Here is a 22,407-nt window from a genome sequence, read left to right as displayed (position 1 = left end):
GGAACTGTCCATGGTGAAAGGCGCCATCGAGAAGATCGGCTTTGCTTTCGCCGCCCTGATGCTGGTGTCGCCGGCAGTGCTGTTCTTCATCTGGATGATCTCGCTGTCACTGAAATACGAGGTCGACAATTCGGCCTATCCGCCGATCCTGATCCCGACCATCGCGACGCTGGACAATTACGTCCAGGTCTTCCAGTCGAACCGCTTCCTGCAATATTTCTTCAACAGCCTGATCGTCACGGGCTCGGCCACCCTGCTCGGCCTGCTGGTCGGGGTGCCCGCCGGCTACGGCATCTCGCGGATGAAAGCGATGAAGTCGGCGTTCGTCGTCCTGATCGCGCGCATGACGCCAGGCCTGTCCTATCTCATCCCGCTGTTTTTGCTGTTCCAGTGGCTCGGACTGATGGGCACGCTGCTGCCGCAGATCCTGATCCATCTGGTGATCACGGTGCCGATCGTGATCTATATCATGATCAGCTACTTCGACACGACACCGATGGAGCTGGAGGAGGCCGCCATCATCGACGGCGCCGGGCGCTGGCAGGTCTTTCGCCATGTGGCGCTGCCGATCGCACAACCCGGCATCGCGGTGTCCTTCATCCTGTCGGTGATCTTCTCCTGGAACAACTTCGCCTTCGGCATCGTGCTGGCCGGGCGCGAGACCCGCACGCTGCCGGTTGCGGTCTACAACATGATCTCTTTCGACCAGCTGAGCTGGGGACCGCTGGCCGCTGCGGCGCTGATCGTCACCCTGCCGGTGCTGCTGCTCACCATGGCGGCGCAGCGCCAGATCGTCGCCGGCCTGACCGCCGGCGCGGTCAAGGGCGGCTGATGCCGTGAGCGCCGCGGCCGGCTCGCTGCACGGCATTCACGGCATCGTTTATGCGCGGTTCGATGCGAGCACCTCGACCGCGCCGCGATGCGCCAGCAGGTCGCTCATTACCTCAAGGCCGGCGTCCACGCCATGGCCGCGCTCGGAGCCTTCGGCCTCGAACTTGTCGCTCGTTTTGCGCGACAACTCGGCCCGCTGACGTAAGCCGACCGACTTCTTCGGTCCGCCGCCCGGCGGGGATGTGGAGCCCGCAGCTAACGCGAGCATGGTGAGAAAGCTCGCGCCTCTCGCCCCTCGGGTCAGCTCATCACGGTCGCATGCGGAGGACGAACTTGCCGAAGCCTTCGAGCTGGGCGGCGACGAATTTGCGCGTCGTCTCGTCGGTCAGCTCGAGCTTCTCGTCGAACTTGCTCTGGGCCGAGCCGACGAAGATTTCCGGCGTGTTGAAGGTGAAGGCGTTGAGGAACACCATGATCGAGCGCAGGTGATACTGCATGCGCGCGCCGCCGAGCGGGCCGCCCGTCGCCGACTGGATCGCCACCGGCTTTTCCTTGAAGGGCTGGTTGTCCAGGCGCGATACCCAATCGATGGCGTTCTTGAGCGCGCCCGGCACTGAGTAGTTGTACTCCGGGGTGACGATGATGACGCCGTCGGCGCGGCGCAGCGCGTCGGCGAAGGTGATCACGGCGTCGGGAAAGCCCGCGGCATTCTGCACGTCGGCATTGTACAGCGGAAACGTGTCATAAGCCGGTGCGGGGGTGATCGTCATCTCGGCGGGCGCCAGCGCCGGCAGCGCCCGTTGCAGCGCCGAGTTGAACGAGCCCTTGCGCAGGCTGCCGCTGATGCTGACCACATTGATTGTCATGGCTGCTCCTCGTTTCAATGAGCCGGCGGAGGTCATTCCGCGCGCGGAAGCGGCGGCACCATAGCCGCGATCCTCGCGCTTCCCTATAGGAATCGGAATACGCTCGAGTGTTCCGCCTCGCGGACCTGCCTCGCGAGCTTCATTAACCCTCGTAAGCCAGACTGAGACGGCGGCGGGCAGCCGGCATTTCTCATGCAAGAAGACCGTCTCTCGTCAGACGAGAGCGTGATCGCCTGCCAAATTGACCCAACACGGCACGGTAGCGGCCCCCGGAACGCCGATGCCTGCCCCGAAATGTATCGCCGTGACACAACCGAGCCTCACCTCCGTCATGCCCGCCCTGGTCCGCCATCTGCGGAGACAGCGGCTTGCCGACACCGCCCGCATGGTCGTCTTCACGGGAACGCTGCTGCTCGTCTGGGTCTCGCTGAAGCCTTTCGCCGACCTTACCAATATGCGGCTGGAGGATGTCGGCACCGGCAACGACTTCTGGACCTATGTCTGGTTTCTGGCGCTCGCTCTGCTGGCGCCGGCGATGGCGCGCAGCGCCAACAGCCGCGGCCTCGTCAGCCTTGCCACGGCGAGCTTTCTGACGCTCATGGGCTGGATGGTGCTGACGGTGCTGCTCTCGCTCGATCCCGCCACCTCGATCCGGCGCTTCACCCTGACGGCCTGCGTCGTCGCCACTGCCGCGGCGCTCCTGCTGGTGCCGAAATCACGGCAGGAGTTGACACGCTGGACATTGGCGGCAGCTCTGATCGTGCTCGTGCTGTGCTTTGCCGGCGTCATTCTGATGCCGCATCTGTCGATTCACCAAGCCACCGACGTGCAGGAGCCGCAGCTCGCCGGTGACTGGCGTGGCAGCTTCGGCCACAAGAATGTTGCGGCTGCCGTGATGGCGATGCTCGTCTTCATCGGCATCTATGGACTGCGCAGCCGCGCCGTCATTGCCGGCGGTGCGGTCACCGGGCTTTCGGCGGTGTTCCTCCTGTTCACCCACGGCAAAAGCTCGCTCGGACTGCTGATTCTCGTCCTTGCCGTATCCCTGCTGGTGCCGCGTCTGCGCAGCCTATGGTCGCGCGCCGCGGTCTGCCTCGCGCCGCTGGCGCTGATCAATGCCTTGAGCGTTGGCACGGTGCTGAGCCCGGCGCTCGCAGCCATCGCAGGCGCCCTGCCCTTCGACACCAGTTTCACCGGCCGCACCGACATCTGGCGCTTCGCTGCCGAATCGATCGCTACGCGGCCGCTGACCGGCTACGGCTTCTCCGCCTTCTGGGGCAGCAAGATCATGGGGACGCCCGACCCCGGCCTGGAATGGGCGACCGAAGCGGCCCACAGCCATAACGGTTATTTGGACGCCGGCCTCACCATGGGATTGCCGGGACTGGCGCTGGTGATCCTGGTCCTGGTAATCGGACCGCTACGCGACTATCACCTCGCCGAGCGACGTGGCCACGGCGGACCGCTGAACCAGATGTTTCTGCAGATCTGGCTGTTCGGCATCTATCTCGCCTCGATGGAAAGCTTCTTCCTCGACCGGGCCGATCCGATCTGGTTCAACCTTCTGCTGGCCGTGTTCGGGCTGCACTACCTCGCCCGCTTCCGCACCATCGAGAGCTGATCCGGCGGCGAACGGCGGCAGCACATGCCCGCCATGCCGCGGCCATAGGCCGGATCGGGACGGCCAGCGGCCAGCGCCTCGCCGCCTGAGCGCGGTCCGCATATGCCGCATGCAGTTGCGACCCTGCTGAATCGGCCGCAACCAGATTAATGAGAATCATTCGCGGCGACTGGCGTAGAACTACGCCGTTCACCAAACATCGTCATGCCCGCGCTTGTCGCGAGCATCTAGTGTCCCCTTGCTTCCAACGTTGGTATGAGCGCCTGCTGCAATGGGATACGAACGTTGGAATCGGGACACTAGTGTCCCGTCTCCGAATTACCGCTTCGTTTGCCTCACGCTCGCACGGTCATTCGGAGACATAGGGACACTAGCAAAATCAAAGTGCTCGTGTGGCTTATGTCTCGCAATTGCCTACGAGAGGGGTGCCGCGAAGGCGGTAGGCAATTGCGAGACGCCACACTAGATCGACTGGACTGACCTGAGCGATGGACGCCCGTAGCACATCACCTTTGATAAGCGAGTTCGATGGCCTGCCACCGGAGCGGCGGCGCTGGGCGGTTCTCACCATCTTCATCGCCGTGGCCATGGCCTCGCTCGACACCGCCATCGCCAATGTGGCGCTGCCCGCGATCGCCGCCGATCTCGCCGTCAGCCCCGCCGACGTCGTCTGGGTGGTCAACATCTACCAGATCGCCCTCGTCGCGACGCTGCTGCCGCTCGCCGCCTTCGGCGAGATCATCGGCCACCAGCGCATCTACCTCGGTGGCCTCGTGCTGTTCACCCTTGCCTCGCTGCTGTGCGCCTTCGCCTGGTCGCTGCCCACACTGCTGGTCGCCCGGGCGCTGCAGGGCCTCGGCGCCAGCGGCATCATGAGTGTCAATACCGCGCTGGTGCGTTTCGCCTATCCGCGCCGACTGCACGGCCACGGCTTCGGCATGAATGCGCTGGTGGTCGCCACCGCCTTTTCCGTCGGACCGACGGTTGCCTCCGGTCTGCTGTCGGTCGGACCCTGGACCTGGCTGTTCGGGGTCAATGTGCCGTTCGGCATCGCCGCAGCGGTCGCCGGGCTCAAGACCCTGCCGAAAACCCCGACCGCCAGCCATCGCTTCGACATCCCCGGCGCGCTGCTCACTTCGGGCTGCCTCGGCCTTCTCATCACCGCCGTCGGCAGCGCCGCCCATCACGGCAACACCGTGGTTGCCGCCGTCGAATTCATCGCCGGGCTGATTCTCGGCGTGCTGCTGGTTCGCCGCCAGGCCGACCATCCGGCGCCGATGCTGCCGTTCGACCTGTTCCGGCGGCCGCTGTTCGCCTTGTCGGCGGCCACGGCCATGTGCTCCTTCGCCACCCAGGGCCTCGCCTTCGTCGCGCTGCCCTTCTTCTTCGAGCACAATCTCGGTCTGTCGGCGGTCGCCACCGGCTTCCTGATCACGCCCTGGTCGGTGGTGGTGGGCATCATGGCGCCGATCGCCGGACGACTATCCAATCATTTTCCCGCCGGCATTCTCGGCGGCATCGGCCTCATCGTGCTCGGCATCGGCATGGCATTGCTGGCAAGCCTGCCGGGCCAGCCCGCGACCGCCGACATCATCTGGCGCATCTGTGTCTGCGGCTTCGGTTTCGGCTTCTTCCAGTCGCCGAACATGAAGGCGATCATGACCAGCGCGCCGCCGGACCGCAGCGGCGGCGCCAGCGGCATCGTCGCGACCGCGCGACTTACCGGGCAGACCATCGGCGCCGCGCTGGCGGCGCTGTGCTTCGCCCTGTTCGAAATCCAGGGGCCGACGGTGGCGCTGGCGCTCGGCGTCGGCTTTGCAGTCACCGGCGCGGTCATGAGCTTCCTGCGCCTCGTCGCCAAGTAGGATAAAGAGCTAGTGTCCTGTCTCCGAATTACCGCTCCACTTGCCTCATGCTCGCACGGTCATTCGGAGACATAAGGACACTAGCAAAATCAAAGTGCTAGTGTGGCTTATGTCTCGCAATTGCCTACAGGGGCTTGCCGCAAAGGGCATAGGCAATTGCGAGACGCCACACTAGTACGGCGGATCTGACGCTCATTTCAGTTCGGAAACAGGGTACCAGGTCAAGATGACCGACTTCTCCCTCGCCCATCTCACCGTGCTGTCGCTGGCGCCGCCTCAAATGGTGGATGTCGCTTCACGGTGCGGCTACCGATTTGTCGGCCTGCGCCTTGTCGCGGTGACAACGGAGACGCCCGGCTATCCCTTGATGAACGATCCGGCGGCGTTGCGCGAGACGAAGCGGCGCCTCGCCGATACCGGCGTTGGTGTGCTCGACATCGAATTCGTCCGCCTCGCCCCCGGGTTCGACGCCAGACGCTTCGAACCGATGCTCGCCGCCGGCGCCGAACTCGGCGCCCGCTATGTGATCAGCGCTCCGTATGATTCCGACCGGAGCGCGCTCGCCGGCCATCTCGCCGCGCTCGCCGACTGCGCAGCGCCTTACGGCATCACCGCCCTGATGGAATTCTTCGCCTGGACCCCGGTCGCCTCGCTCGCCGCAGCGCGCGAGGTGGTGGCCGCCGCCGGCCGCGCCAATGTTGGTATCCTCGTCGATACCCTGCATATGGATCGCACCGGCAGTCCGCTTGCCGATCTCGACGGCATTCCGCCGGCGTGGCTGCCGATGGTCCATGCCTGCGATGCCGCCGCTGGGCGCGAAGGGTCGCTGGACGCCATGCTGCATACCGCGCGAGCCGAACGCCTGCCACCCGGCGATGGCGGGCTCGACATCGCTGGTGTGCTGCGCCACATGCCGGCCGGCATTCCGGTGGCGCTCGAAGTCCCGATGGAGGCCCTCACCCGCAGCGAGGGCGCCGAAGCCGTTGCCCGCCGGGTCATCGCAGGCGCCCGACGGCTGCTCGGCGAGGGGTGAGCCAGGGGATAAGCAAGGAGCAGCAGGCCGCGCCTCGAGATCGCCCCCGGGAAGCGACGGCTTTCAGTAGTTCTCCGCCAGATAATCGGCGATCTTGCCGACATCCGCCTCATCGATCTGGGCGCCATAGACCTTGATCATCTTGGCGACCTCGGCCCGCCAGAACTCTTTCTTGAATTTCGGCCCCCGCGGCTGGGTGGCAATGTAGTCCGCCGAATGGCAGGCGCTGCAATTGGCCTGGACCACCTCAACATTGCTGCCGGGCTTGAAGGCGGCAGTCTCCCTGGGGAGCTTGTAATTGACGGGATTGGCCTGCAGCGCGGCAATGCCGGCGAGCAGCGCCAGGCCCGACAGGATCATCAGACGTTTCATGGCGATGCCTCAGGCCGCGGTGACGGTGGTGGTTTCGACGACGTTGCGCATGTAACCCGCCGGATTCCAGTTCGCGGCGGCCGGCTGGGTCGCACCGGCATTGTTGATGGCCCGCACCTTCAATTCGTGCGTTCCCGCGGCAAGCGTCACCGGCAGCTGCCATTCGCGGAACGAATATCTGCCGAGATCCTTGCCGAGCCTCGCCGGCTGCCAACTCCTGCCGCCATCGATTGAGAGCTCGACCTCCTTGATACCCTTGCCGCCGTCGAACGCGAAACCTTTGACCGTGATCGTCCGGCCCGCCTTGACCCTGGCGCCATCAGCGAGGCTGGTGATGAAGGAGCGCGTGTTGAAGCGATTGATCGGAATGGTCGCCTTTGGCGCCGAGCCCGGCTCGACGCAGGCACAGTCGTTATCCGGAATCCGGTAGGCGGTCTTCATCCAGAAGCCGTCATAGACGTTGTCGATGACGGTGATCTCGTTGAGATGCTTGACCCAGTAGGTGCCGTAATAGCCCGGCACCACCAGACGCAGCGGAAAGCCGTTGAGGAACGGCAGCGCCTCGCCATTCATCGCCCAGGCGAGCATAACTTCGCCGTCCCTCGCATGATCGATATCCAGCGCCTTGATGAAATCAGGCGTCTTGTCACTGGCCGGACCATCCATGCCGTTGAAGGTGACCTGCCTTGCGCCGGCCTGGACGCCGGCGTTGTCGAGCACCGTCTTCAATGGCACGCCGCGCCAGCGCGCATTACCGAGCGCTCCATTGGCAAGCTGCCCGCCGGCGACGCGCGGCTCGAAGAAGCCGCGGCTGTTGCCGGAGCATTGGTTGACCGCGATCAGTTCGACCGCCGGCAGTCTACGGAGCTCGGCGAGCGACAGTCGCAGCAGCCGGTCAACCTTGCCTTTCACCTCGAGCGTGAATTTGCCCGGATCGAGACCATATGGAATGTCCGACAGATGGTAGCGCACAAAGAAGGCGTCGCTGGGCGTGATCGGCCCCTCGGCATAGACCGAGAACGGCGTCTCGAGCTGGGGCGGCCGGCTCGTCAGCCGGATCAGCGGGCGCTTCTGCGGATACTTCACCATCGGCCGCTCGCCGTTGCCGATCGGCAACGTCACGCTATCGGCGGCAAAGGCAAGGCGGGATGAAGCGGACAGGGCGGAGCCGGCGGCCAGAAAGGCGCCGGTCCGCCGCAAGAGGCAGCGACGGTCGATCACGGATGCACTCCCTCACCGTTGCTCCGCCTCCAATGAGGTCGGAGCGTGTCGCGTGGGTCGCCGGCCGTTGCGCGGACGGCGATCGGACACGCGCCAGATCGGGAGGGAGGATGACGTACCGGCTGCACGACTGCAAGTCGTCGCCACGCTGCTACGCAGCATTCGTGGGCAACTCAAGGCGAGGCATGCGGCACTGCCGCACGACCTCGAACCATGACGCCTCAGTCCGTCGAGGCGGCTGCTGCGCAGCCTCCTCAGGAGATCAGGGGATCACAGCTCCTCGAACCGGACCGGCAGGGCGCCCTTCCACAGCACCTGCTTGCCGAGTTCGGGCAGCCGCTCCAGACCCGAGGTCAGGGTTATGAAGTGGTTGCCGGCGAGCTGGCCCATCTTGCTGGCAAAATGGACGCCGCCATAGGCCAGCAGGATCTCGGTCTCGCTGATCCCGCCCGGATAGAGAATGATCTGCCCGGGCGCCGGGTAGCTGGTGTGGTTTTCGTAGCCAACGCCGAAGTCGAGATCGCCGAGCGGCAGCCACACGCCCTCGCCGCTCCAGCGCACATGGATCATGTGGCTCTCGAACGGCATGGCCTTGCGGAAGGCGGCTACGGTTTTCGGCGCCAGCTGCTCCTCGAAACGGGCGTTGAAGTGGAAGTCTCCGGCGCGGATCACCAGCTGGCTCATATCGGTCTTTGCTCTCGTCAGGTTGGAAGTTGTTGGTCCGGCGCAACCTGCCGCAATGCGGTAAGGAAGGCAATCGGCGAGCGTGCATCGCCGGACCCCGGAATGGTCAACTCTCCATCGTGGCAGGAATTTTCGCATCAGGCGGTGCGGTGAAAAAGCCTTGCACGGCACCAGCACCAGCCCCCCGCATTTGAAAAGCACCCCCAGCGGCCGCAGCTAGACTCGCCCAGGACGGCCGCAACCCGACGGCCGCGCGCGGAGAAGCTGGCGATGGACCAGACGCTATCCCGGCCCCCGTTGGCCGACGATTACCGGCTCGAGGATCGCTACATCCGGACGAGCGGCCGGATCTTCCTCACCGGAACGCAAGCCATCGCCCGGATCGCCTTCGACCAGGCGCGGCGCGACCGCGCGGCCGGGCTCAGGACCGCGGGTTTCATCTCCGGCTATCGCGGCTCGCCGCTCGGCAGCGTCGACCTCGAACTCTGGCGCGCCAGGCCGCTGCTGGACGAACTCGGCATCACCTTCATGCCGGCGGTCAACGAGGACCTCGCCGCCACCGCCGTGCTCGGCAGCCAGCAGGTCGAGACCAGCCCGGCCCGCACCGTCGAGGGCGTCTTCGGCCTGTGGTACGGCAAGGGCCCCGGCGTCGACCGCGCCGGCGACGCGCTCAAACACGGCAACGCCTATGGCACTTCGCCTCATGGCGGCGTGCTTGTGGTCGCGGGCGACGATCACGGCTGCGTGTCGTCGTCGATGCCGCACCAGTCCGACGTCGCATTCATGAGCTGCTTCATGCCGACGCTCAACCCGGCCAGCGTCAGCGAATATCTCGCCTTCGGCGAATACGGCTATGCGCTGTCGCGCTTCTCCGGCATGTGGGTCGGCTTCAAGGCGATTTCGGAGACAGTCGAGTCCGGCGGCTCGATCGATTTGACGCCGCCCCGTTCGTTCGCAACGCCCGATTTCGTGCTGCCGCCCGGCGGTCTCCACTACCGCTGGCCCGACCTCCCGGGACCGCAGATCGAGGCGCGCATGGCGGCGAAGAAGCGTGCGGTCGAGGCTTTCGTCGAGGCCAATCCCATCGACCGCCACATCTATGAGGTCGGCGAGGCGCACTACGGCATCGTCACCACCGGCAAGGCGCATCTCGATCTGATGGAAGCTCTACGCCTGCTCGGCCTCGATGAAGCCGCCTGCCGGTCCTTCGGCATCGACATCTACAAGATCGGCATGGTCTGGCCGCTTGCCGTGCGAGACACCCTCGCCTTCATCCAGGGCAAGCAGGAGGTGCTGGTGATCGAGGAAAAGCGCGGCATCGTCGAAAGCCAGCTCAAGGAATATTTCTACGACTTTCCCGGCTCCAAGCCCGAGCGCATGGTCGGCAAGACCGATGAATACGGCGCCGATCTCATTCCCTGGATCGGCGAATTGTCGCCACGCCTTCTGGCGCCCATCGTCGCCGCGCGGCTCGATGCCTTCTTTCCCGAATTGAAGCTGCCGGCCCGGGCTGCGGCGCTCGCGCCGGCACCGGCGCGGATCATCGAGGTTCCGGGTGCCACCCGGACGCCCTATTTCTGCTCCGGCTGTCCGCACAACACGTCGACCAAGGTGCCCGAAGGCTCCAGGGCACTCGCCGGCATCGGCTGTCATTTCATGGCAAGCTGGATGGACCGTGACACCTCGTCGCTGATTCAGATGGGCGGCGAGGGCGTGAACTGGGTAGCGGCGTCACACTTCACGGGCCAGACGCACATCTTCCAGAACCTCGGCGAAGGCACCTATTATCACTCCGGCTCCATGGCGATCCGCCAGGCCATCGCCGCCAAGGCCAACATCACCTACAAGATCCTGTTCAACGATGCGGTGGCGATGACCGGCGGGCAGCCGGTCGACGGCCCGATCAGCGTCCAGGCGATCGCCCATTCGGTGCGGGCCGAAGGCGTCGACCGCATCGCCCTGGTCTCCGACGATCCGGCGAAATTCTCGCCCGGCGATTTCCCGCCAGGGGTGACGCTGCATCATCGCGGCATGCTGGACGCAGTGCAGCGCGAACTGCGCGATGTTCCGGGCGTCACCATATTGATTTACGAGCAGACCTGCGCCACCGAAAAACGGCGCCGCCGCAAGCGCAGCCAGATCGTCGATCCGCCCCGCTTTGTCGTCATCAACGACCTCGTCTGCGAAGGCTGCGGCGACTGCTCGACGGCATCCAACTGCCTCAGTGTCGAACCGGTCGAGACCGCGCTCGGGCGCAAACGCCGGATCAATCTGTCCAACTGCAACAAGGACTTCTCCTGCATCGACGGCTTCTGCCCGAGCTTCGTCACGGTGGAAGGCGGCCGACGGCGCCGCCATGCCGCAGATCTGCAGGGCTTCCTGGCTCGTGCCGCGGCGCTGCCCGAACCGGCATTGCCCTCGCTGGCAACGCCTTTCAACCTCCTCGTCACCGGCGTCGGCGGCACCGGCGTCATCACCGTCGGCGCCTTGATCGCCATGGCGGCGCATCTCGACGGCAAGGGTGCGAGCGTGCTCGACTTCATGGGCTTCGCCCAGAAGTTCGGCCCGGTGTTGAGCTATCTGCGCCTCGCCGAAACGCCGGCCGCCATCAACCAGGTGCGGATCGACGAGGGGGCGGCCGACGCCCTGATCGGCTGCGATGTCGTGGTCTCATCCTCGCCCAAGGCCTCGGCCGCCTATCGTCCCGGCATGGCCGCGGTGATCAACACCGCCGAGATGCCGACCGGCGACGTCGTGCGGCGACGCGATGCCAGCCTCGCTGTCGATGAACGCCTCGCCGCCCTCGCCCGCGTCATCGGCGGGAGTCGTTTGACGACACTCGATGCCAACGCCCTCGCCGAGCGGCTCTGCGGCGACGGCGTCTACGCCAATATCGTCATGCTCGGGGCCGCCTGGCAGAGCGGCATCGTACCGGTATCGTTCACCGCGCTGGAGCGTGCGATCGAACTCAACGGCATCATGGTCGGAGCCAATAAGGGGGCCTTCGCCCTTGGTCGGCTGGCGGTAGCCGAGCCGTCGGCGCTGAGCGTGCCATCCGTCAGGAAGGCGCCGCAGACGCTCGACGACATCATCGACCGCCGTCAGGCCTTTCTCGCCGACTACCAGAATGACGCCTGGGCCGCCCGGTATCGCGCCACGGTCGACCGCGTCCGGGCTGCGGAAGCATCGCGGACGCGCGGACAAGAGATGCCGCTCACCGATGCGACGGCACGGGCCCTGTTCCGCCTGATGGCCTACAAGGACGAATACGAGGTCGCCCGACTGCATCTCGCCTCCAGCTTCGCCGATGAGTTGCACCGGAACTTCGAAGGCGATTTCAAGCTGCGCTATCATCTCGCCCCACCGCTGCTGCCGCTCGGCCGCGACGGCCGCGGCCGGCCGCGCAAGATCGCGCTGGGCGGCTGGATGCGCCTGCCGTTCCGGGTGCTGGCGCGGCTGAAGGTGCTGCGCGGCACGGTGTTTGACGTTTTCGGCCGTACCGCCGAGCGACGGATGGAGCGCGAACTGATCGCCTGGTACGAGGACCTGATCGCGCGCCTGCTCACCGCGCTGCCGGATCACGGCGCGGCGAAGCTCACCCCGATCGCCGCCGCGGCGCTCGATATCTGCGGCTATGGCCCGGTCAAGCAAGCCGCCGCAACGGAGGTGCGCCGGCGCGTCGCCACCATGCTGGCGGATCTTGCGCGGGAAGCGCCGACCCAACGCGCGGCGTGACGCCGCCGCGATGGGACCGGTTGTCGGCCAGGGCCCCGCATAGCCCCATGCCCGCTGCACGGGTGCCAACGATCGCGAAAAGCCCCTAAGGAGGGAGATCCTACTCACCGGACTTTCATCGCGATGACCCTGGAAGGAACCGCCGCCGCGGCGACCGAAGAGCACACCCATTGGCGACGCAATCTCGTCGTGTGCCTGATCGGCTCCTTCACCACGATCGTCGCCATGACCCTGCTGCTGCCGCTCCTGCCGCTGTATGTCGAACAGCTCGGCGCGACCGATGCTGCCGCCATCGTGCAATGGTCGGGCATCGCCTATGGCGCGGCCTTCTTCGCCGCCGCGCTGGTGGCGCCGCTATGGGGCCGGCTCGGCGACCGTTACGGTCGCAAGCTGATGCTGGTGCGCGCCAGCTTCGGCATGGCGATCTGCATGTCGCTGATGGGCATGGTGGAGAGCGTGTGGCAGCTGGTGCTGCTGCGCCTCCTGGTCGGGCTCGCCGGCGGCTATTCCTCGGGGTCGATGATCCTGGTGGCGACCCAGACGCCGAAGGCACGCTCCGGATGGGCGATCGGCACACTGTCGTCCGGGATCATGGCCGGCAATCTGGCCGGCCCGCTGATCGGCGGCGCATTGCCGCCGCTGATCGGCATCCGCGCAACATTCTGGCTCGCCGGCTTCGTCATCTTTCTCGCCTTCCTCGCCACCTGCTTCCTGATCAAGGAGGAGAAGCACGCGGTGAAGGCACGGGCGGCGGCAAAAGGCGGCTGGGGGGCGATCCCCGACAAGGGACCGCTCGCAGCGATGCTGGTGACCGGCCTCCTGCTGATGTTCGCCAATATGTCGATCGAGCCGATCATCACGATCTATGTCGCCGAGTTCGTCGATCCAGCGCGCGTGACGCTGATTGCCGGCATCACCATGTCGGCGGCGGCGCTCGGCAGCATCCTCTCGGCGTCGCGGCTCGGCGAATTCGCCGATCGCATCGGCCACTGGAACGTGCTGATCGGCGCCATCGCGGTCGCCGCCCTGTTGCTCGTTCCCCAGGCCTTCGTCACCGCCGCATGGCAGCTCGTGCTGCTGCGCTTCCTGATGGGGCTGGCGCTCGGCGGGCTGTTGCCGTGCATCGCCAGCGTCATTCGCCACAGCGTGCCCGATCATATCGCCGGCAGCGCGCTGGGCTACTCCGTCTCGGCGCAGTATGTCGGCCAGGTCGCAGGCCCCGTGCTCGGCGGCTTCGTCGGCGGCCATGTCGGCATGCGCGCGGTCTTCCTCGCCACCAGCCTGCTGATGGCCGTCGGCGCCGGCTACAACTGGTGGATGGCGCGGGCAAGGCACGACTGAAGCCGCATTCGGCTGTGCCACCGACGCCGGATTGCCCACAGCTTGGTCGACCGCTGCCGCCATCTGCGCCGGCGGGCGCGTTGTCATCGCCATGGCGGCGGACGATAATCGGCCCATCGGGGCGTGGACCAGAGGCGGCCTTGTCGATCTCGCACTGGCATGCCGACGCCCGCGGGAGCCGTCATGTCAGCAGAAGTCCACGTCGTTCATCATCCGCTGGTCCAGCACAAGCTCACCTTGATGCGCGAGCAGGAACGCTCGATCAAGAGCTTCCGCGAACTCGTCAACGAGGTCGGGATGCTGTTGTGCTATGAAATCACCCGCGACCTGCCTCTGGAGATGGTCGAGATCGAAACGCCGCTCCAGACCATGCAGGCGCCGAAGATCGCCGGCAAGAAACTGATCTTCGCCCCGATCCTGCGCGCCGGCGTCGGCTTCCTCGATGGCATGCTGGCGCTGGTGCCCTCGGCGCGGGTCGCCCACATCGGCATCTATCGCGATCCGGAAACGCTGCAGGCCGTCGAATACTACTTCAAGGCGCCGCAGGACCTGCCCGAGCGGACCACCATCCTCATGGATCCGATGCTGGCGACCGGCAACTCCGCCTGCGCCGCCGCCTCGCTGCTGAAATCCCGCGGCGCCCGCGACCTGCGCTTCGTCTGTTTGCTGGCAGCGCCCGAAGGCATCGCCCAGCTCCAGGCAGAGCATCCCGATATCCCGATCTGGACCGCGGCGGTCGACGAGAAGCTCAATGACCACGGCTATATCGTGCCCGGCCTCGGCGACGCCGGCGACCGGATGTTCGGCACCAAATAGCCACGACCACCACTTGTCCCCGTCAGTTCGACGCCGCCCGCGCCGAAGTGAAGCTGCGATCGACCGCCTTCGCGACGTCGACCGGCTTGCCGAGGATGCCGTAGCGCACGGCGCGATCGGCGGCGGCCTGGACCTCGCGGACGACCGCGTCATCGATCGGGATCGGGCTGGTGCGCTGCGCCTCGTAGGCGCGGCGCAGCACGTCTTCCGGCAGCCTGGTCAGCTCCGCCGTGCTCCTGGCGTAAACGTCGAGATGGTCGAGCGACCACAGCCGGGCGCGGTCGAGCCGCTGCAGGAAATCCTGCACTGCGGCGCGCTTGGTCGCGATCGCCTGATCGGAGGCGACGACGAAGACGACAGTCGGGGTGAGGCCCGCACCGTCGCCGATGACGCGGGCACCGTCCTTGAGTTCGGCATAGGAGATGTAGGGCTCCCACACCGCCCAGGCGTCAACCGAACCCGCGAGCAGCGCAATCTTGGCATCCACCGGGCCGAGAGGCACGAACGTCGCCTCATCAAGCTCGAGGCCCGCTTTCTCCAGCGTCGCGTCGACTAGGAACTGGCCCCAGCCGCCGCGCGTTCCGGCGATCCGCTTGCCCTTGAGATCGGCTGCCGATCCGATTGTTGAATCCTGGCGCACCAGGACCGCCTGAGACTTCGGATTCGACCGCGTGCCGCCGATCGCCTTGATCGGTGCGCCGGCGGCGTAGACCGTGAGGAACGACAGATCGCCGGTATAGCCGACATCGAGAGCACCGGCATTGATGGCTTCGAGAATGGGCGCCGCCGCCGGAAATTCGGACCATTCGATCCGGTACGGCTGATCCTTCGCGACACCCGAGATCTCCAGGAGCGAGCGGTTGCCACCCTTCTGATCGCCGATCCGCAGCACGACCTGATCGGCGGCGACAGCAGCACCATGCAACGCGCAGCCGAGCGCGAGAGCGGCGGCGGCCGTGCCGCACCGGCCGGGCCGAAACGCCTGCGCGAGGGTCTGGAACGATGCCGACAGGAAGCGGGCGAGAGCGCGCGCTGAAAACATGAATGAAGCTCCGTGACGCGATGGATGCGTCCGGCCAAGCGTAAGTTGAAATCGGCGACGGTCAATGAAATGGCTGACCGAAGTTCGCCGCTTGCAGACAACGAAGCCACCGCGCAGCACCGCGATCAGAAAACGTTTCGCTCGATGAGGGCTTTGCGCCGCCGCAGTCCCGATCGATCGGGGCGCGTCGCGTGACGAAGACGTGAATTGCGCCGCGAACAAAACACGCGCCCGCCGCACGACGCAGAGGCGATAACTCTCCCGACCGCGTCACATTCAAAATTCCATTTTATTGACGATTCTCATGCTGCCCCGCATCATCGGCGCATCGGCTCGGCGACGCCATTCGTCGCGCAACCGCGACCGAGAATCTGATTACCTGCAATGCCCCCGCAATGGCGAGGCCGCGGCGACGCACGCTGCGGCAGCGGCGGAGCTTTGCCGTTTTTTTGCCCGCCTGCAGGAGCCTTTCATGCGCAACGACATTCTCCGCCCCACATCACCGGGTATCGACCGCCGACAGTTGCTGCGCGCCGGCGCGGCGGCGGCCGCCGCCGTTCCACTCGGCGTCATTGGGGCCCAGGCATTCCCGCTCGGAACCGCATCGTCGCTGGTCGATTTTTCACAGTTTCCGATCTGCCGGACGGCAGCGACGGCGGTGGCTCCGGGCAGCACGCCGCGCAAGCTGAAGCTATCGTGGAACGCCGGTGCCGTGTGCCTCGCGCCGGTGCCGGTCGCCATCGACAACAAGATTTTCGAGAAGCACAATCTGGACGTCGAGCTGGTGAATTACTCCGGCTCGACCGACCAGCTGCTCGAGGCGATCGCCACCGGCAAATCGGACGCCGGCCTCGGCATGGCGCTACGATGGCTGAAGCCGCTGGAGCAGGGCTTCGACGTCAAGATCGCGGCGGGGACCCATGGCGGCTGCATGCGAGTGTTGAGCCGGGTCGGCTCCGGCGTCGACAAGCTCACCGACCTCAAGGGCAAGATCGTCGCCGTCGGCGACCTCGCCGGCCCCGACAAGAATTTCTTCTCGATCCAGCTCGCCAAGCTGGGCATCGATCCCAATACGGCGGTGGACTGGCGGGCCTATCCCGGCAATCTGCTGCAACTCGCGGTCGAGAAAGGAGAGGTCCAGGCCTTCCTGGCGTCCGATCCGATCGCCTATCTGTGGCTGAAGGACCCGGCCTATAAGGAAGTCGCCTCCAATCTCGACGGCGAGTATCGCGAGCGGACCTGCTGCATCGTCGGCCTGCGCGGCGCGCTGGTGCGCGAGGAGCCCGACGTAGCGCGGGCGCTGACCCAGGCTCTGCTCGACGCCGCAATGTTCACCGCGCAAAATCCGGACAAGGCGGCCCAGTCCTTCCAGCCCTATGCGCCGAAGACCGCGAGCCTCGACGATCTCGCCGGCATGGCGCGCTATCATACCCACCACCACCACCCGGTCGGCGCCGCGCTCAAGCAGGAGCTGAAGTCCTATGCCGACGACCTGAAGCTCGTCTCGGTGTTCAAGCCATCGACCGATACGACGAAATTCGCGGAGCGCATCTATGTCGATCTCTTCGGCGTCTGATACCGGGCTCGTCATCGGCGGCGCCACGCTCGCGCCTTCCGCGGCGGCGCTGGGCGTCATTCGTCGCGCCACCCCGGCTGTCATCGCCAGCGCGGCCTGGGCCGCGTTCGGTGTCACCGGCCTCTATTGGGACGATGTCGCCGACTGGCCGCGGACAGCAGCGGTTGCCTTCGCCGCCCTGGTCATCGCCACGGCGATCCCGATCGCGGCAGCGAGCGCCCGACTTTCCGGCCGCCTCGACGCCGTGCTGACGCCGCGGCTGCCCTGGCTCGCTGCGCTCGGGCTCTTCCTGACGGTATGGGAAATCGCCACGGCGAAATTCGCCTGGCTGCCGCAGCCATTCTTTCCGCCGCCGCAGGGCATCGTCGAGGTCTATACCGACGATCTGCCGAAGCTGCTCGGCAGCGCCTTTGCCTCGGTGAAGCTGCAGCTCGGCGGCTACCTGATCGGCGCCGCGATCGGCTTCGTCACCGGAGTCTCGATCGGCTGGTCGCGCGCAGTGGGCTACTGGGTTCACCCATTGCTGCGCTTCATCGGTCCGCTGCCGGCGACGGCCTGGCTGCCGATCGCCTTCTTCACGTTCCCCTCGAGCTGGAGCGCCAGCACCTTCCTGATTGCGCTGGCGACCGGCTTTCCGGTGACCGTGCTGACTTGGTCGGGCGTCGCCAGCGTCAGCAGCGCCTACTACGACGTCGCCCGCACCCTCGGCGCAAAACCGTGGTTCCTGGTTGCGCGGGTGGCAATTCCAGCGGCACTGCCGCATGTTTTCGTCGGCCTCTTCATGGGGCTCGGCTCCTCCTTCGCCGTGCTGGTGGTGGCGGAGATGATCGGCGTCAAATCCGGCCTCGGCTGGTACCTGCAATGGGCTCAGGGCTGGGCCTCCTATTCCAATATGTATGCGGCGCTGATCGTGATGTCGCTGCTCTGCTCCGGCGCCATCACCCTGTTGTTCCGTATCCGCGACCGCGTCCTCACCTGGCAGAAGGGGGTGGTCAAATGGTAGCGCTTGCGATCGCCCAGGACCCCGGCCGCGCCGGCGCCGCGCTCGACGTCGAGGGCATCAGCCACGCCTTCGACATCGACGGGCAGGCCCTGCCCGTGCTCGACGATGTCTCCTTCCGCGTCACCCCCGGTGAATTCGTCGCACTGCTCGGGCCTTCGGGCTGCGGCAAGTCGACCTTGCTGCGGCTCATCGCCGGCCTCGAACCGCCGCGCGTCGGCGCGCTGCGCGAGGACGGCGAACCAATCACGAGACCATTCCCCTCCCGCGTCGTCGTATTCCAGGATCCAACGCTGTTTCCCTGGCGCACGGTCGGACAAAATGTGGCGCTCGGCCTCGAAGCCCGGGGCATTCTCAAGCGGGAGCGCGGTCGGATCGATGCGGCGCTCGATCTCGTCGGATTGTCGGGCTTCCGAAATGCCTACCCCCATCAGCTCTCCGGCGGCATGGCCCAGCGCGTTGCCCTCGCCCGCGCCCTGGTGAACGATCCGAAGATCCTGATCCTCGACGAACCGCTCGGCAAGCTCGACTCGCTGACGCGCCTGACCATGCAGACCGAGATCCTGAGCTTGTGGCAACGCTCCGGCTTCACGACACTGCTCGTCACCCATGATGTCGAGGAGGCCGTATTCCTCGCCAATCGCGTCATCGTCTTCAGCGAGCGCCCGGCACGGATCAAGGCCGACCTCTCGGTCGACCGGCCCTATCCCCGCCATCGCGGCGACCCCGCCCTGGTCGAACTGCGTCACCAGATCCTCGCCCTGCTCGGAGCCGACTCCACATGGTAACACCTTATCTGGTCAAATCTCTGCAGCGCTCCGGCGAGACGCCAGGCGCGGTCGACATCGCACGGCGCCTCGCGGTCAATTTCGCCGCTCGCGCCGCCGAACATGACCGCGACGGCAGCTTCCCCTTCGCCAATTTTGCCGAACTCGCTGGCGCAGGCCTGCTCGCCCTCACCGTGCCTGCGCCTCTAGGCGGCACCGGCGCCGCGGCACGGGAAGCCGCGGAGGTGATCGGCGTCATCGCCCAGGCCGATCCCTCCACCGCGCTGGTACTGACGATGCATTACATCCAGCACCTGCTCATCGCGGCCGGCGAGCGTTACCCGGCGCACCTGGCGCGGCGGCTCGCGCGCGAGGCGGTCGACGGCCGTGGCCTCGTCAATGCGCTGCGGGTCGAACCCGATCTCGGCTCGCCGTCGCGAGGCGGGCTGCCGGCCACCGTGGCGCGGCGCACGTCGACCGGCTGGCGCCTGAACGGACACAAGATCTATTGCACCGGCGCTCCGATCCTGGACTGGTACCTGGTCTGGGCGCGGACCGACGAGGAGATGCCCCGCACCGGCCAGTTCCTCGTGCCCGCAGGCGCGGCGGGGGCACGCATTGTCGAGACCTGGAATCACCTCGGGCTGCGCGCCAGCGGCAGCCATGATGTCATTTTCGAGGATGTCGACATCCCGGCCGATCATGAGGTTGAACTGCGGCGACCCGACTCCTGGCTGCCGGCCGATCCCTTGATGACGGCCGTGCATGCCTTGCTGCTCGGCGCGATCTATGACGGCATCGCGCGCGCCGCGCGCGACTGGCTGACGGGCTTCCTGAACCGGCGCGCGCCGTCCAGCCTCGGCGCACCGCTCGCGACGTTACCGAGAGCACAGGAGCATGTTGGAGAGATCGAGACGCGGCTGACGATCAACGGTCGGCTGCTCGGCAGCCTTGCCGGAGAAATCGATGCGGGGACGAGCGCCGACCCCGCCGCGGCCAACATCGTCAAGCTCGCGGTCACCAACAACGCTGTCGCCGCGATCGAGACCGCTCTCACCCTGACCGGCAATCATGGCCTCTCCCGCGCCAATCCGCTTGAGCGCCACTTTCGCGACGTGCTGTGCGGCCGAGTTCATGCACCGCAGGACGACGCCATCCGGATCGGCGCCGGGCGCCTGGCGCTGGGGCGATGAGCGCATCGGATGACCGCCGACCTTCAGTCGGCAACGAGCGATAGCCATATTCGAGTTTTTTGGGGTTTGCCGTCCCCGGCCCAATCCGCGCCAAACGACGCCGGTTTCGAGCGGGTCGATCGCTTGAAAGGAAACATCGGTCACATCCGTCTCACCAGGGTCGTGCCGCCGCAGATTTTCAAGGATGCGGCGGACAACGCCATGCGTCTCGTCGCCGATACAGACGCGCTGATCATTGATATGCGGGGCAATAGAGGCGGCTATCCTCCCTCTGCCGTGGATCTCAGCAGCTTTTTCTCGATCCGGCGCGACCCATTCACGTCGATAGTTTCATCGTCCGCAACAGGGGCGCACCAGACTTCAAGACCGAAGAGCTCTGGAGCAGCCCGACGCCCACCCACTACATCAGCAAACGCGTTTACATTCTGGTCGGCCCTGAGACTTTTTCGGCGGGCGAGGGATTCGCGTACGAGCTACAAGCTCTCAAGCGCGCGACCATTGTCGGCGCGAAGACAAAAGGAGGAGCGGGGGGAAACCCGAATGGCCCAACTCCGCTCGGCTCGAATCTTTTCGTTTTCGTGCCGTCGGGTCGGGCAGAGAGCCCGATGACGAAGAGCCATTGGGATCGCGTTGGCGTCATACCGGACATCCAAGCCGCCCCTGACGACGCCCTGGACGCAGCGATGAAACTGGCGCTGGCGAGCCGATAACGCCTTCCGCTGCCGCAGAGAGGGTAGGCAATTGCGAGACATAAGCCACACTAGCGCTTTGATTTTGCTAGTGTCCTTTATGTCTCCGAATTACCGTGCGAGCGTGAGGCAAATGGAGCGGTAATTCGGAGACAGGACACTAGCCGCGTCCTTCGGAAAGCAACATGGATACAAGCGGCTCGCCGACATCAGCCGCGCGGGCCCGGCCTCACTGCGAGCAGCCGACGGCCGATTGATTTAAATCACGTGAGCGCTCTTCAAGACCCGGCGCCTCAAATTTTTTGCTCGCCGCCGCATGGCTACGGCCGCGCGGTCTTTATCCGTCCGGATAACAGCTTAACGGTCCAGAGCACACCACGCGGATATTGCATCCACATAATTGACCGACCGGTTGGTCAATGATAGCAATATCGTTCATGCGGCCGCTGCAGAATGAGCCGCACGGGAGGATCCATTGACCGCAGCTCCGGTGCTCACCGAGGTCCGAGACGGCTACCGTGTCGTCACCCTCAACCGCCCCGACCGCCTCAACGCCTTCGGCGAGGGCATGCATGGTGCCCTGCTCGCTGCCCTGACCGAAGCGGAAGCCGACAGAGGCTGTCGCGCGCTGATTCTCACCGGCGCCGGCCGCGGCTTCTGCGCCGGACAGGATCTGTCCGACGGCGTCGCCACGGCGGGCCAAATCCCGAAGCTCGAAGAGACCATCGAGCGGCTCTACAATCCCATCGTCCGCAAGCTCCGCGATCTGCCCCTGCCGGTGATCGCAGCGGTCAACGGCGTCGCTGCCGGGGCCGGCGCCAATCTCGCCTTCGGCTGCGACATCGTGCTGGCGGCGCGCTCGGCCAAGTTCGTCCAGAGCTTCGCCAAAATCGGCCTCGTCCCCGATTGCGGCGGCAGCTGGCTGTTGCCACGCCTCGCCGGCCGCGCCCGCGCCCGCGGCCTCGCCCTGCTCGCCGAACCCCTTGCCGCCGAGCAGGCGGAAACCTGGGGCCTGATCTGGAAAGCCCTCGACGACGCGGCGCTGATGGGCGAGGCGCATCGCCTCGCTGCCCATTTCGCCGCCCAGCCGACCGCCGGCCTGGCTCTGATCAAGCGCGCTCTCGACGAGGCCGAGGTCAATGATCTCGACCGCCAGCTCGACAGGGAACGGGACCTGCAGGGTGAGGCAGGACGAACGCCGGACTACATGGAAGGCGTCGCGGCCTTCTTCGAGAAGCGCCCGCCGCGCTTCACCGGGAGGGCGTGATGGACAAATCCACGATCCCCGCCAATGCGCAGGCCCGCGCCGAACACAGCGCCCGGGCGATGTGGGCCGAGGACAATGCCAGCCGCGGTCTCGGCATGGAGATCCGTCGCGTTGCGCCCGGCGAAGCCGAGCTCGCCATGACCGTGCGGCCGGACATGACCAACGGTCACGGCATCTGCCACGGCGGCTTCATCTTCACCCTGGCCGATTCCACCTTCGCCTTCGCCTGCAACAGCCATGGCCCTCATGCCGTCGCCTATCAGTGCGCAGTGACCTTCATCCGTCCGGTCCGCGGCGGCACGGTCCTGACCGCCCAGGCCATCGAGCGTTCGCGCAGCGGCCGCAACGGCATCTACGACGTCACCGTGCGCGATGGCGAGGGCACCGTCGTCGCCGAATTCCGCGGTCACGCGCGCAGCATCGGCGGCAACTGGATTCCCGGCGAGGGGAAGACCGAGGGCCCACCGCAAGAGCGCAATCGATAACGA

At 66.1% G+C, this 22,407-nt stretch carries 20 protein-coding genes and 1 pseudogene; 15 read left to right on the top strand and 6 right to left on the bottom strand.

Annotated features, from left to right (window positions below; all coding sequences use genetic code 11):
- Positions 1–10: 10 nt before the first annotated feature.
- Positions 11–832 carry a carbohydrate ABC transporter permease gene (locus DB459_RS11040; protein ID WP_253712884.1) on the top strand — a complete coding sequence of 274 codons (822 nt, stop codon included), beginning with the start codon at positions 11–13 and terminating at the stop codon, positions 830–832.
- 48 nt (positions 833–880) lie between these two features.
- On the opposite strand, the gene DB459_RS11035 is transcribed toward DB459_RS11040, so the two are convergent.
- On the bottom strand, positions 881–1,099 hold the full coding sequence (locus DB459_RS11035; RefSeq protein WP_253712883.1) for a hypothetical protein: 219 nt from the start codon (positions 1,097–1,099) through the stop codon (positions 881–883).
- 40 nt (positions 1,100–1,139) lie between these two features.
- A complete protein-coding gene (locus DB459_RS11030; protein ID WP_253712882.1) occupies positions 1,140–1,697 on the bottom strand; it encodes an NADPH-dependent FMN reductase in 558 nt (185 codons plus the stop codon).
- A 304-nt stretch (positions 1,698–2,001) separates the two neighbouring features.
- On the opposite strand from DB459_RS11030, the gene DB459_RS11025 reads away from it, so the two are divergent.
- From DB459_RS11025 to DB459_RS11015, 3 genes are all read left to right on the top strand, one after another.
- Positions 2,002–3,318 carry an O-antigen ligase gene (locus DB459_RS11025; RefSeq protein ID WP_253712881.1) on the top strand — a complete coding sequence of 439 codons (1,317 nt, stop codon included), beginning with the start codon at positions 2,002–2,004 and terminating at the stop codon, positions 3,316–3,318.
- A gap of 488 nt (positions 3,319–3,806) precedes the next feature.
- A complete protein-coding gene (locus DB459_RS11020) occupies positions 3,807–5,183 on the top strand; it encodes an MFS transporter (RefSeq protein ID WP_253712880.1) in 1,377 nt (458 codons plus the stop codon).
- 226 nt (positions 5,184–5,409) lie between these two features.
- Positions 5,410–6,216 (top strand): sugar phosphate isomerase/epimerase, encoded by an 807-nt coding sequence (locus DB459_RS11015; RefSeq protein WP_253712879.1) that lies wholly within the window; start codon positions 5,410–5,412, stop codon positions 6,214–6,216.
- A 63-nt stretch (positions 6,217–6,279) separates the two neighbouring features.
- Here DB459_RS11015 and DB459_RS11010 read toward each other — a convergent pair whose 3' ends face one another.
- The 3 genes from DB459_RS11010 to DB459_RS11000 all read right to left on the bottom strand — a co-directional run bounded on the left by DB459_RS11010 (position 6,280) and on the right by DB459_RS11000 (position 8,493).
- A complete protein-coding gene (locus DB459_RS11010) occupies positions 6,280–6,588 on the bottom strand; it encodes a cytochrome c (RefSeq protein WP_253712878.1) in 309 nt (102 codons plus the stop codon).
- 9 nt (positions 6,589–6,597) lie between these two features.
- Positions 6,598–7,809 carry a molybdopterin-dependent oxidoreductase gene (locus DB459_RS11005; RefSeq protein ID WP_253712877.1) on the bottom strand — a complete coding sequence of 404 codons (1,212 nt, stop codon included), beginning with the start codon at positions 7,807–7,809 and terminating at the stop codon, positions 6,598–6,600.
- Positions 7,810–8,079: 270 nt separating this feature from the next.
- Entirely contained in the window at positions 8,080–8,493 is a 414-nt protein-coding gene (locus DB459_RS11000; RefSeq protein WP_253712876.1) for a DUF3830 family protein, read from the bottom strand.
- Between the two features lie 270 nt (positions 8,494–8,763).
- Here DB459_RS11000 and DB459_RS10995 point away from each other — a divergent pair, with 270 nt between their 5' ends.
- From DB459_RS10995 to upp, 3 genes are all read left to right on the top strand, one after another.
- Entirely contained in the window at positions 8,764–12,228 is a 3,465-nt protein-coding gene (locus DB459_RS10995) for an indolepyruvate ferredoxin oxidoreductase family protein (protein WP_253712875.1), read from the top strand.
- Between the two features lie 123 nt (positions 12,229–12,351).
- Positions 12,352–13,569, top strand: coding sequence for an MFS transporter (locus tag DB459_RS10990; RefSeq protein WP_253712874.1), 1,218 nt, complete (start codon positions 12,352–12,354; stop codon positions 13,567–13,569).
- A 183-nt stretch (positions 13,570–13,752) separates the two neighbouring features.
- Complete coding sequence (gene upp / locus DB459_RS10985) at positions 13,753–14,385, top strand: uracil phosphoribosyltransferase (protein WP_253712873.1); 633 nt, start codon at positions 13,753–13,755, stop codon at positions 14,383–14,385.
- A 22-nt stretch (positions 14,386–14,407) separates the two neighbouring features.
- Here the strand turns inward: upp and DB459_RS10980 are convergent, their stop codons facing one another.
- Complete coding sequence (locus DB459_RS10980; protein WP_253712872.1) at positions 14,408–15,427, bottom strand: ABC transporter substrate-binding protein; 1,020 nt, start codon at positions 15,425–15,427, stop codon at positions 14,408–14,410.
- A 472-nt stretch (positions 15,428–15,899) separates the two neighbouring features.
- Between DB459_RS10980 and DB459_RS10975 the strand changes: the two genes are divergently transcribed.
- The 8 genes and pseudogenes from DB459_RS10975 (at position 15,900) to paaI (ending at position 22,404) form a co-directional block, all read left to right on the top strand.
- Positions 15,900–17,003: an ABC transporter substrate-binding protein gene (locus DB459_RS10975; RefSeq protein WP_253712871.1), complete on the top strand. Its 1,104-nt coding sequence runs from the start codon at positions 15,900–15,902 to the stop codon at positions 17,001–17,003.
- Complete coding sequence (locus DB459_RS10970; protein ID WP_253712870.1) at positions 16,981–18,006, top strand: ABC transporter permease; 1,026 nt, start codon at positions 16,981–16,983, stop codon at positions 18,004–18,006. The genes DB459_RS10975 and DB459_RS10970 overlap by 23 nt, the downstream gene beginning before the upstream one ends.
- The gene (locus DB459_RS10965) at positions 18,000–18,791 is read left to right on the top strand and encodes an ABC transporter ATP-binding protein (RefSeq protein WP_253712869.1); all 792 of its coding nucleotides are present in this window, start codon (positions 18,000–18,002) and stop codon (positions 18,789–18,791) included. The genes DB459_RS10970 and DB459_RS10965 overlap by 7 nt, the downstream gene beginning before the upstream one ends.
- The gene (locus DB459_RS10960; protein WP_253712868.1) at positions 18,785–19,963 is read left to right on the top strand and encodes an acyl-CoA dehydrogenase family protein; all 1,179 of its coding nucleotides are present in this window, start codon (positions 18,785–18,787) and stop codon (positions 19,961–19,963) included. The genes DB459_RS10965 and DB459_RS10960 overlap by 7 nt, the downstream gene beginning before the upstream one ends.
- A 9-nt stretch (positions 19,964–19,972) precedes the next feature.
- Positions 19,973–20,278 (top strand): annotated as a pseudogene (locus DB459_RS27580) (S41 family peptidase); the annotation flags it as partial.
- Positions 20,278–20,673: a S41 family peptidase gene (locus DB459_RS27575; RefSeq protein ID WP_371926977.1), complete on the top strand. Its 396-nt coding sequence runs from the start codon at positions 20,278–20,280 to the stop codon at positions 20,671–20,673. The pseudogene DB459_RS27580 and the gene DB459_RS27575, both read left to right, overlap by 1 nt.
- A gap of 454 nt (positions 20,674–21,127) precedes the next feature.
- Positions 21,128–21,919 carry a 2-(1,2-epoxy-1,2-dihydrophenyl)acetyl-CoA isomerase PaaG gene (gene paaG, locus DB459_RS10955; RefSeq protein WP_253712867.1) on the top strand — a complete coding sequence of 264 codons (792 nt, stop codon included), beginning with the start codon at positions 21,128–21,130 and terminating at the stop codon, positions 21,917–21,919.
- Positions 21,919–22,404, top strand: a complete 486-nt coding sequence (gene paaI, locus DB459_RS10950; RefSeq protein WP_253712866.1) for a hydroxyphenylacetyl-CoA thioesterase PaaI — start codon at positions 21,919–21,921, stop codon at positions 22,402–22,404. Before paaG ends, paaI begins: the two co-directional genes overlap by 1 nt.
- Positions 22,405–22,407 lie beyond the last annotated feature (3 nt).

The sequence above is a fragment of the Bradyrhizobium sp. WD16 genome (genome assembly GCF_024181725.1).
GTDB lineage: Bacteria > Pseudomonadota > Alphaproteobacteria > Rhizobiales > Xanthobacteraceae > Bradyrhizobium_A.
The sequence above is the reverse complement of the archived record's forward strand: the minus strand, read 5'-3'. Positions and strand labels throughout refer to the sequence as shown.

Coding starts and splice junctions, on each gene's coding strand:
- DB459_RS11040 (WP_253712884.1), top strand. CDS start 11: ATGGTGAAAGGCGCCATCGAGAAGATCGGCTTTGCTTTCGCCGCCCTG.
- DB459_RS11035 (WP_253712883.1), bottom strand. CDS start 1,099: ATGCTCGCGTTAGCTGCGGGCTCCACATCCCCGCCGGGCGGCGGACCG.
- DB459_RS11030 (WP_253712882.1), bottom strand. CDS start 1,697: ATGACAATCAATGTGGTCAGCATCAGCGGCAGCCTGCGCAAGGGCTCG.
- DB459_RS11020 (WP_253712880.1), top strand. CDS start 3,807: ATGGACGCCCGTAGCACATCACCTTTGATAAGCGAGTTCGATGGCCTG.
- DB459_RS11015 (WP_253712879.1), top strand. CDS start 5,410: ATGACCGACTTCTCCCTCGCCCATCTCACCGTGCTGTCGCTGGCGCCG.
- DB459_RS11010 (WP_253712878.1), bottom strand. CDS start 6,588: ATGAAACGTCTGATGATCCTGTCGGGCCTGGCGCTGCTCGCCGGCATT.
- DB459_RS11000 (WP_253712876.1), bottom strand. CDS start 8,493: ATGAGCCAGCTGGTGATCCGCGCCGGAGACTTCCACTTCAACGCCCGT.
- DB459_RS10995 (WP_253712875.1), top strand. CDS start 8,764: ATGGACCAGACGCTATCCCGGCCCCCGTTGGCCGACGATTACCGGCTC.
- DB459_RS10990 (WP_253712874.1), top strand. CDS start 12,352: ATGACCCTGGAAGGAACCGCCGCCGCGGCGACCGAAGAGCACACCCAT.
- upp (WP_253712873.1), top strand. CDS start 13,753: ATGTCAGCAGAAGTCCACGTCGTTCATCATCCGCTGGTCCAGCACAAG.
- DB459_RS10980 (WP_253712872.1), bottom strand. CDS start 15,427: ATGTTTTCAGCGCGCGCTCTCGCCCGCTTCCTGTCGGCATCGTTCCAG.
- DB459_RS10975 (WP_253712871.1), top strand. CDS start 15,900: ATGCGCAACGACATTCTCCGCCCCACATCACCGGGTATCGACCGCCGA.
- DB459_RS10970 (WP_253712870.1), top strand. CDS start 16,981: ATGTCGATCTCTTCGGCGTCTGATACCGGGCTCGTCATCGGCGGCGCC.
- DB459_RS10965 (WP_253712869.1), top strand. CDS start 18,000: ATGGTAGCGCTTGCGATCGCCCAGGACCCCGGCCGCGCCGGCGCCGCG.
- DB459_RS10960 (WP_253712868.1), top strand. CDS start 18,785: ATGGTAACACCTTATCTGGTCAAATCTCTGCAGCGCTCCGGCGAGACG.
- paaI (WP_253712866.1), top strand. CDS start 21,919: ATGGACAAATCCACGATCCCCGCCAATGCGCAGGCCCGCGCCGAACAC.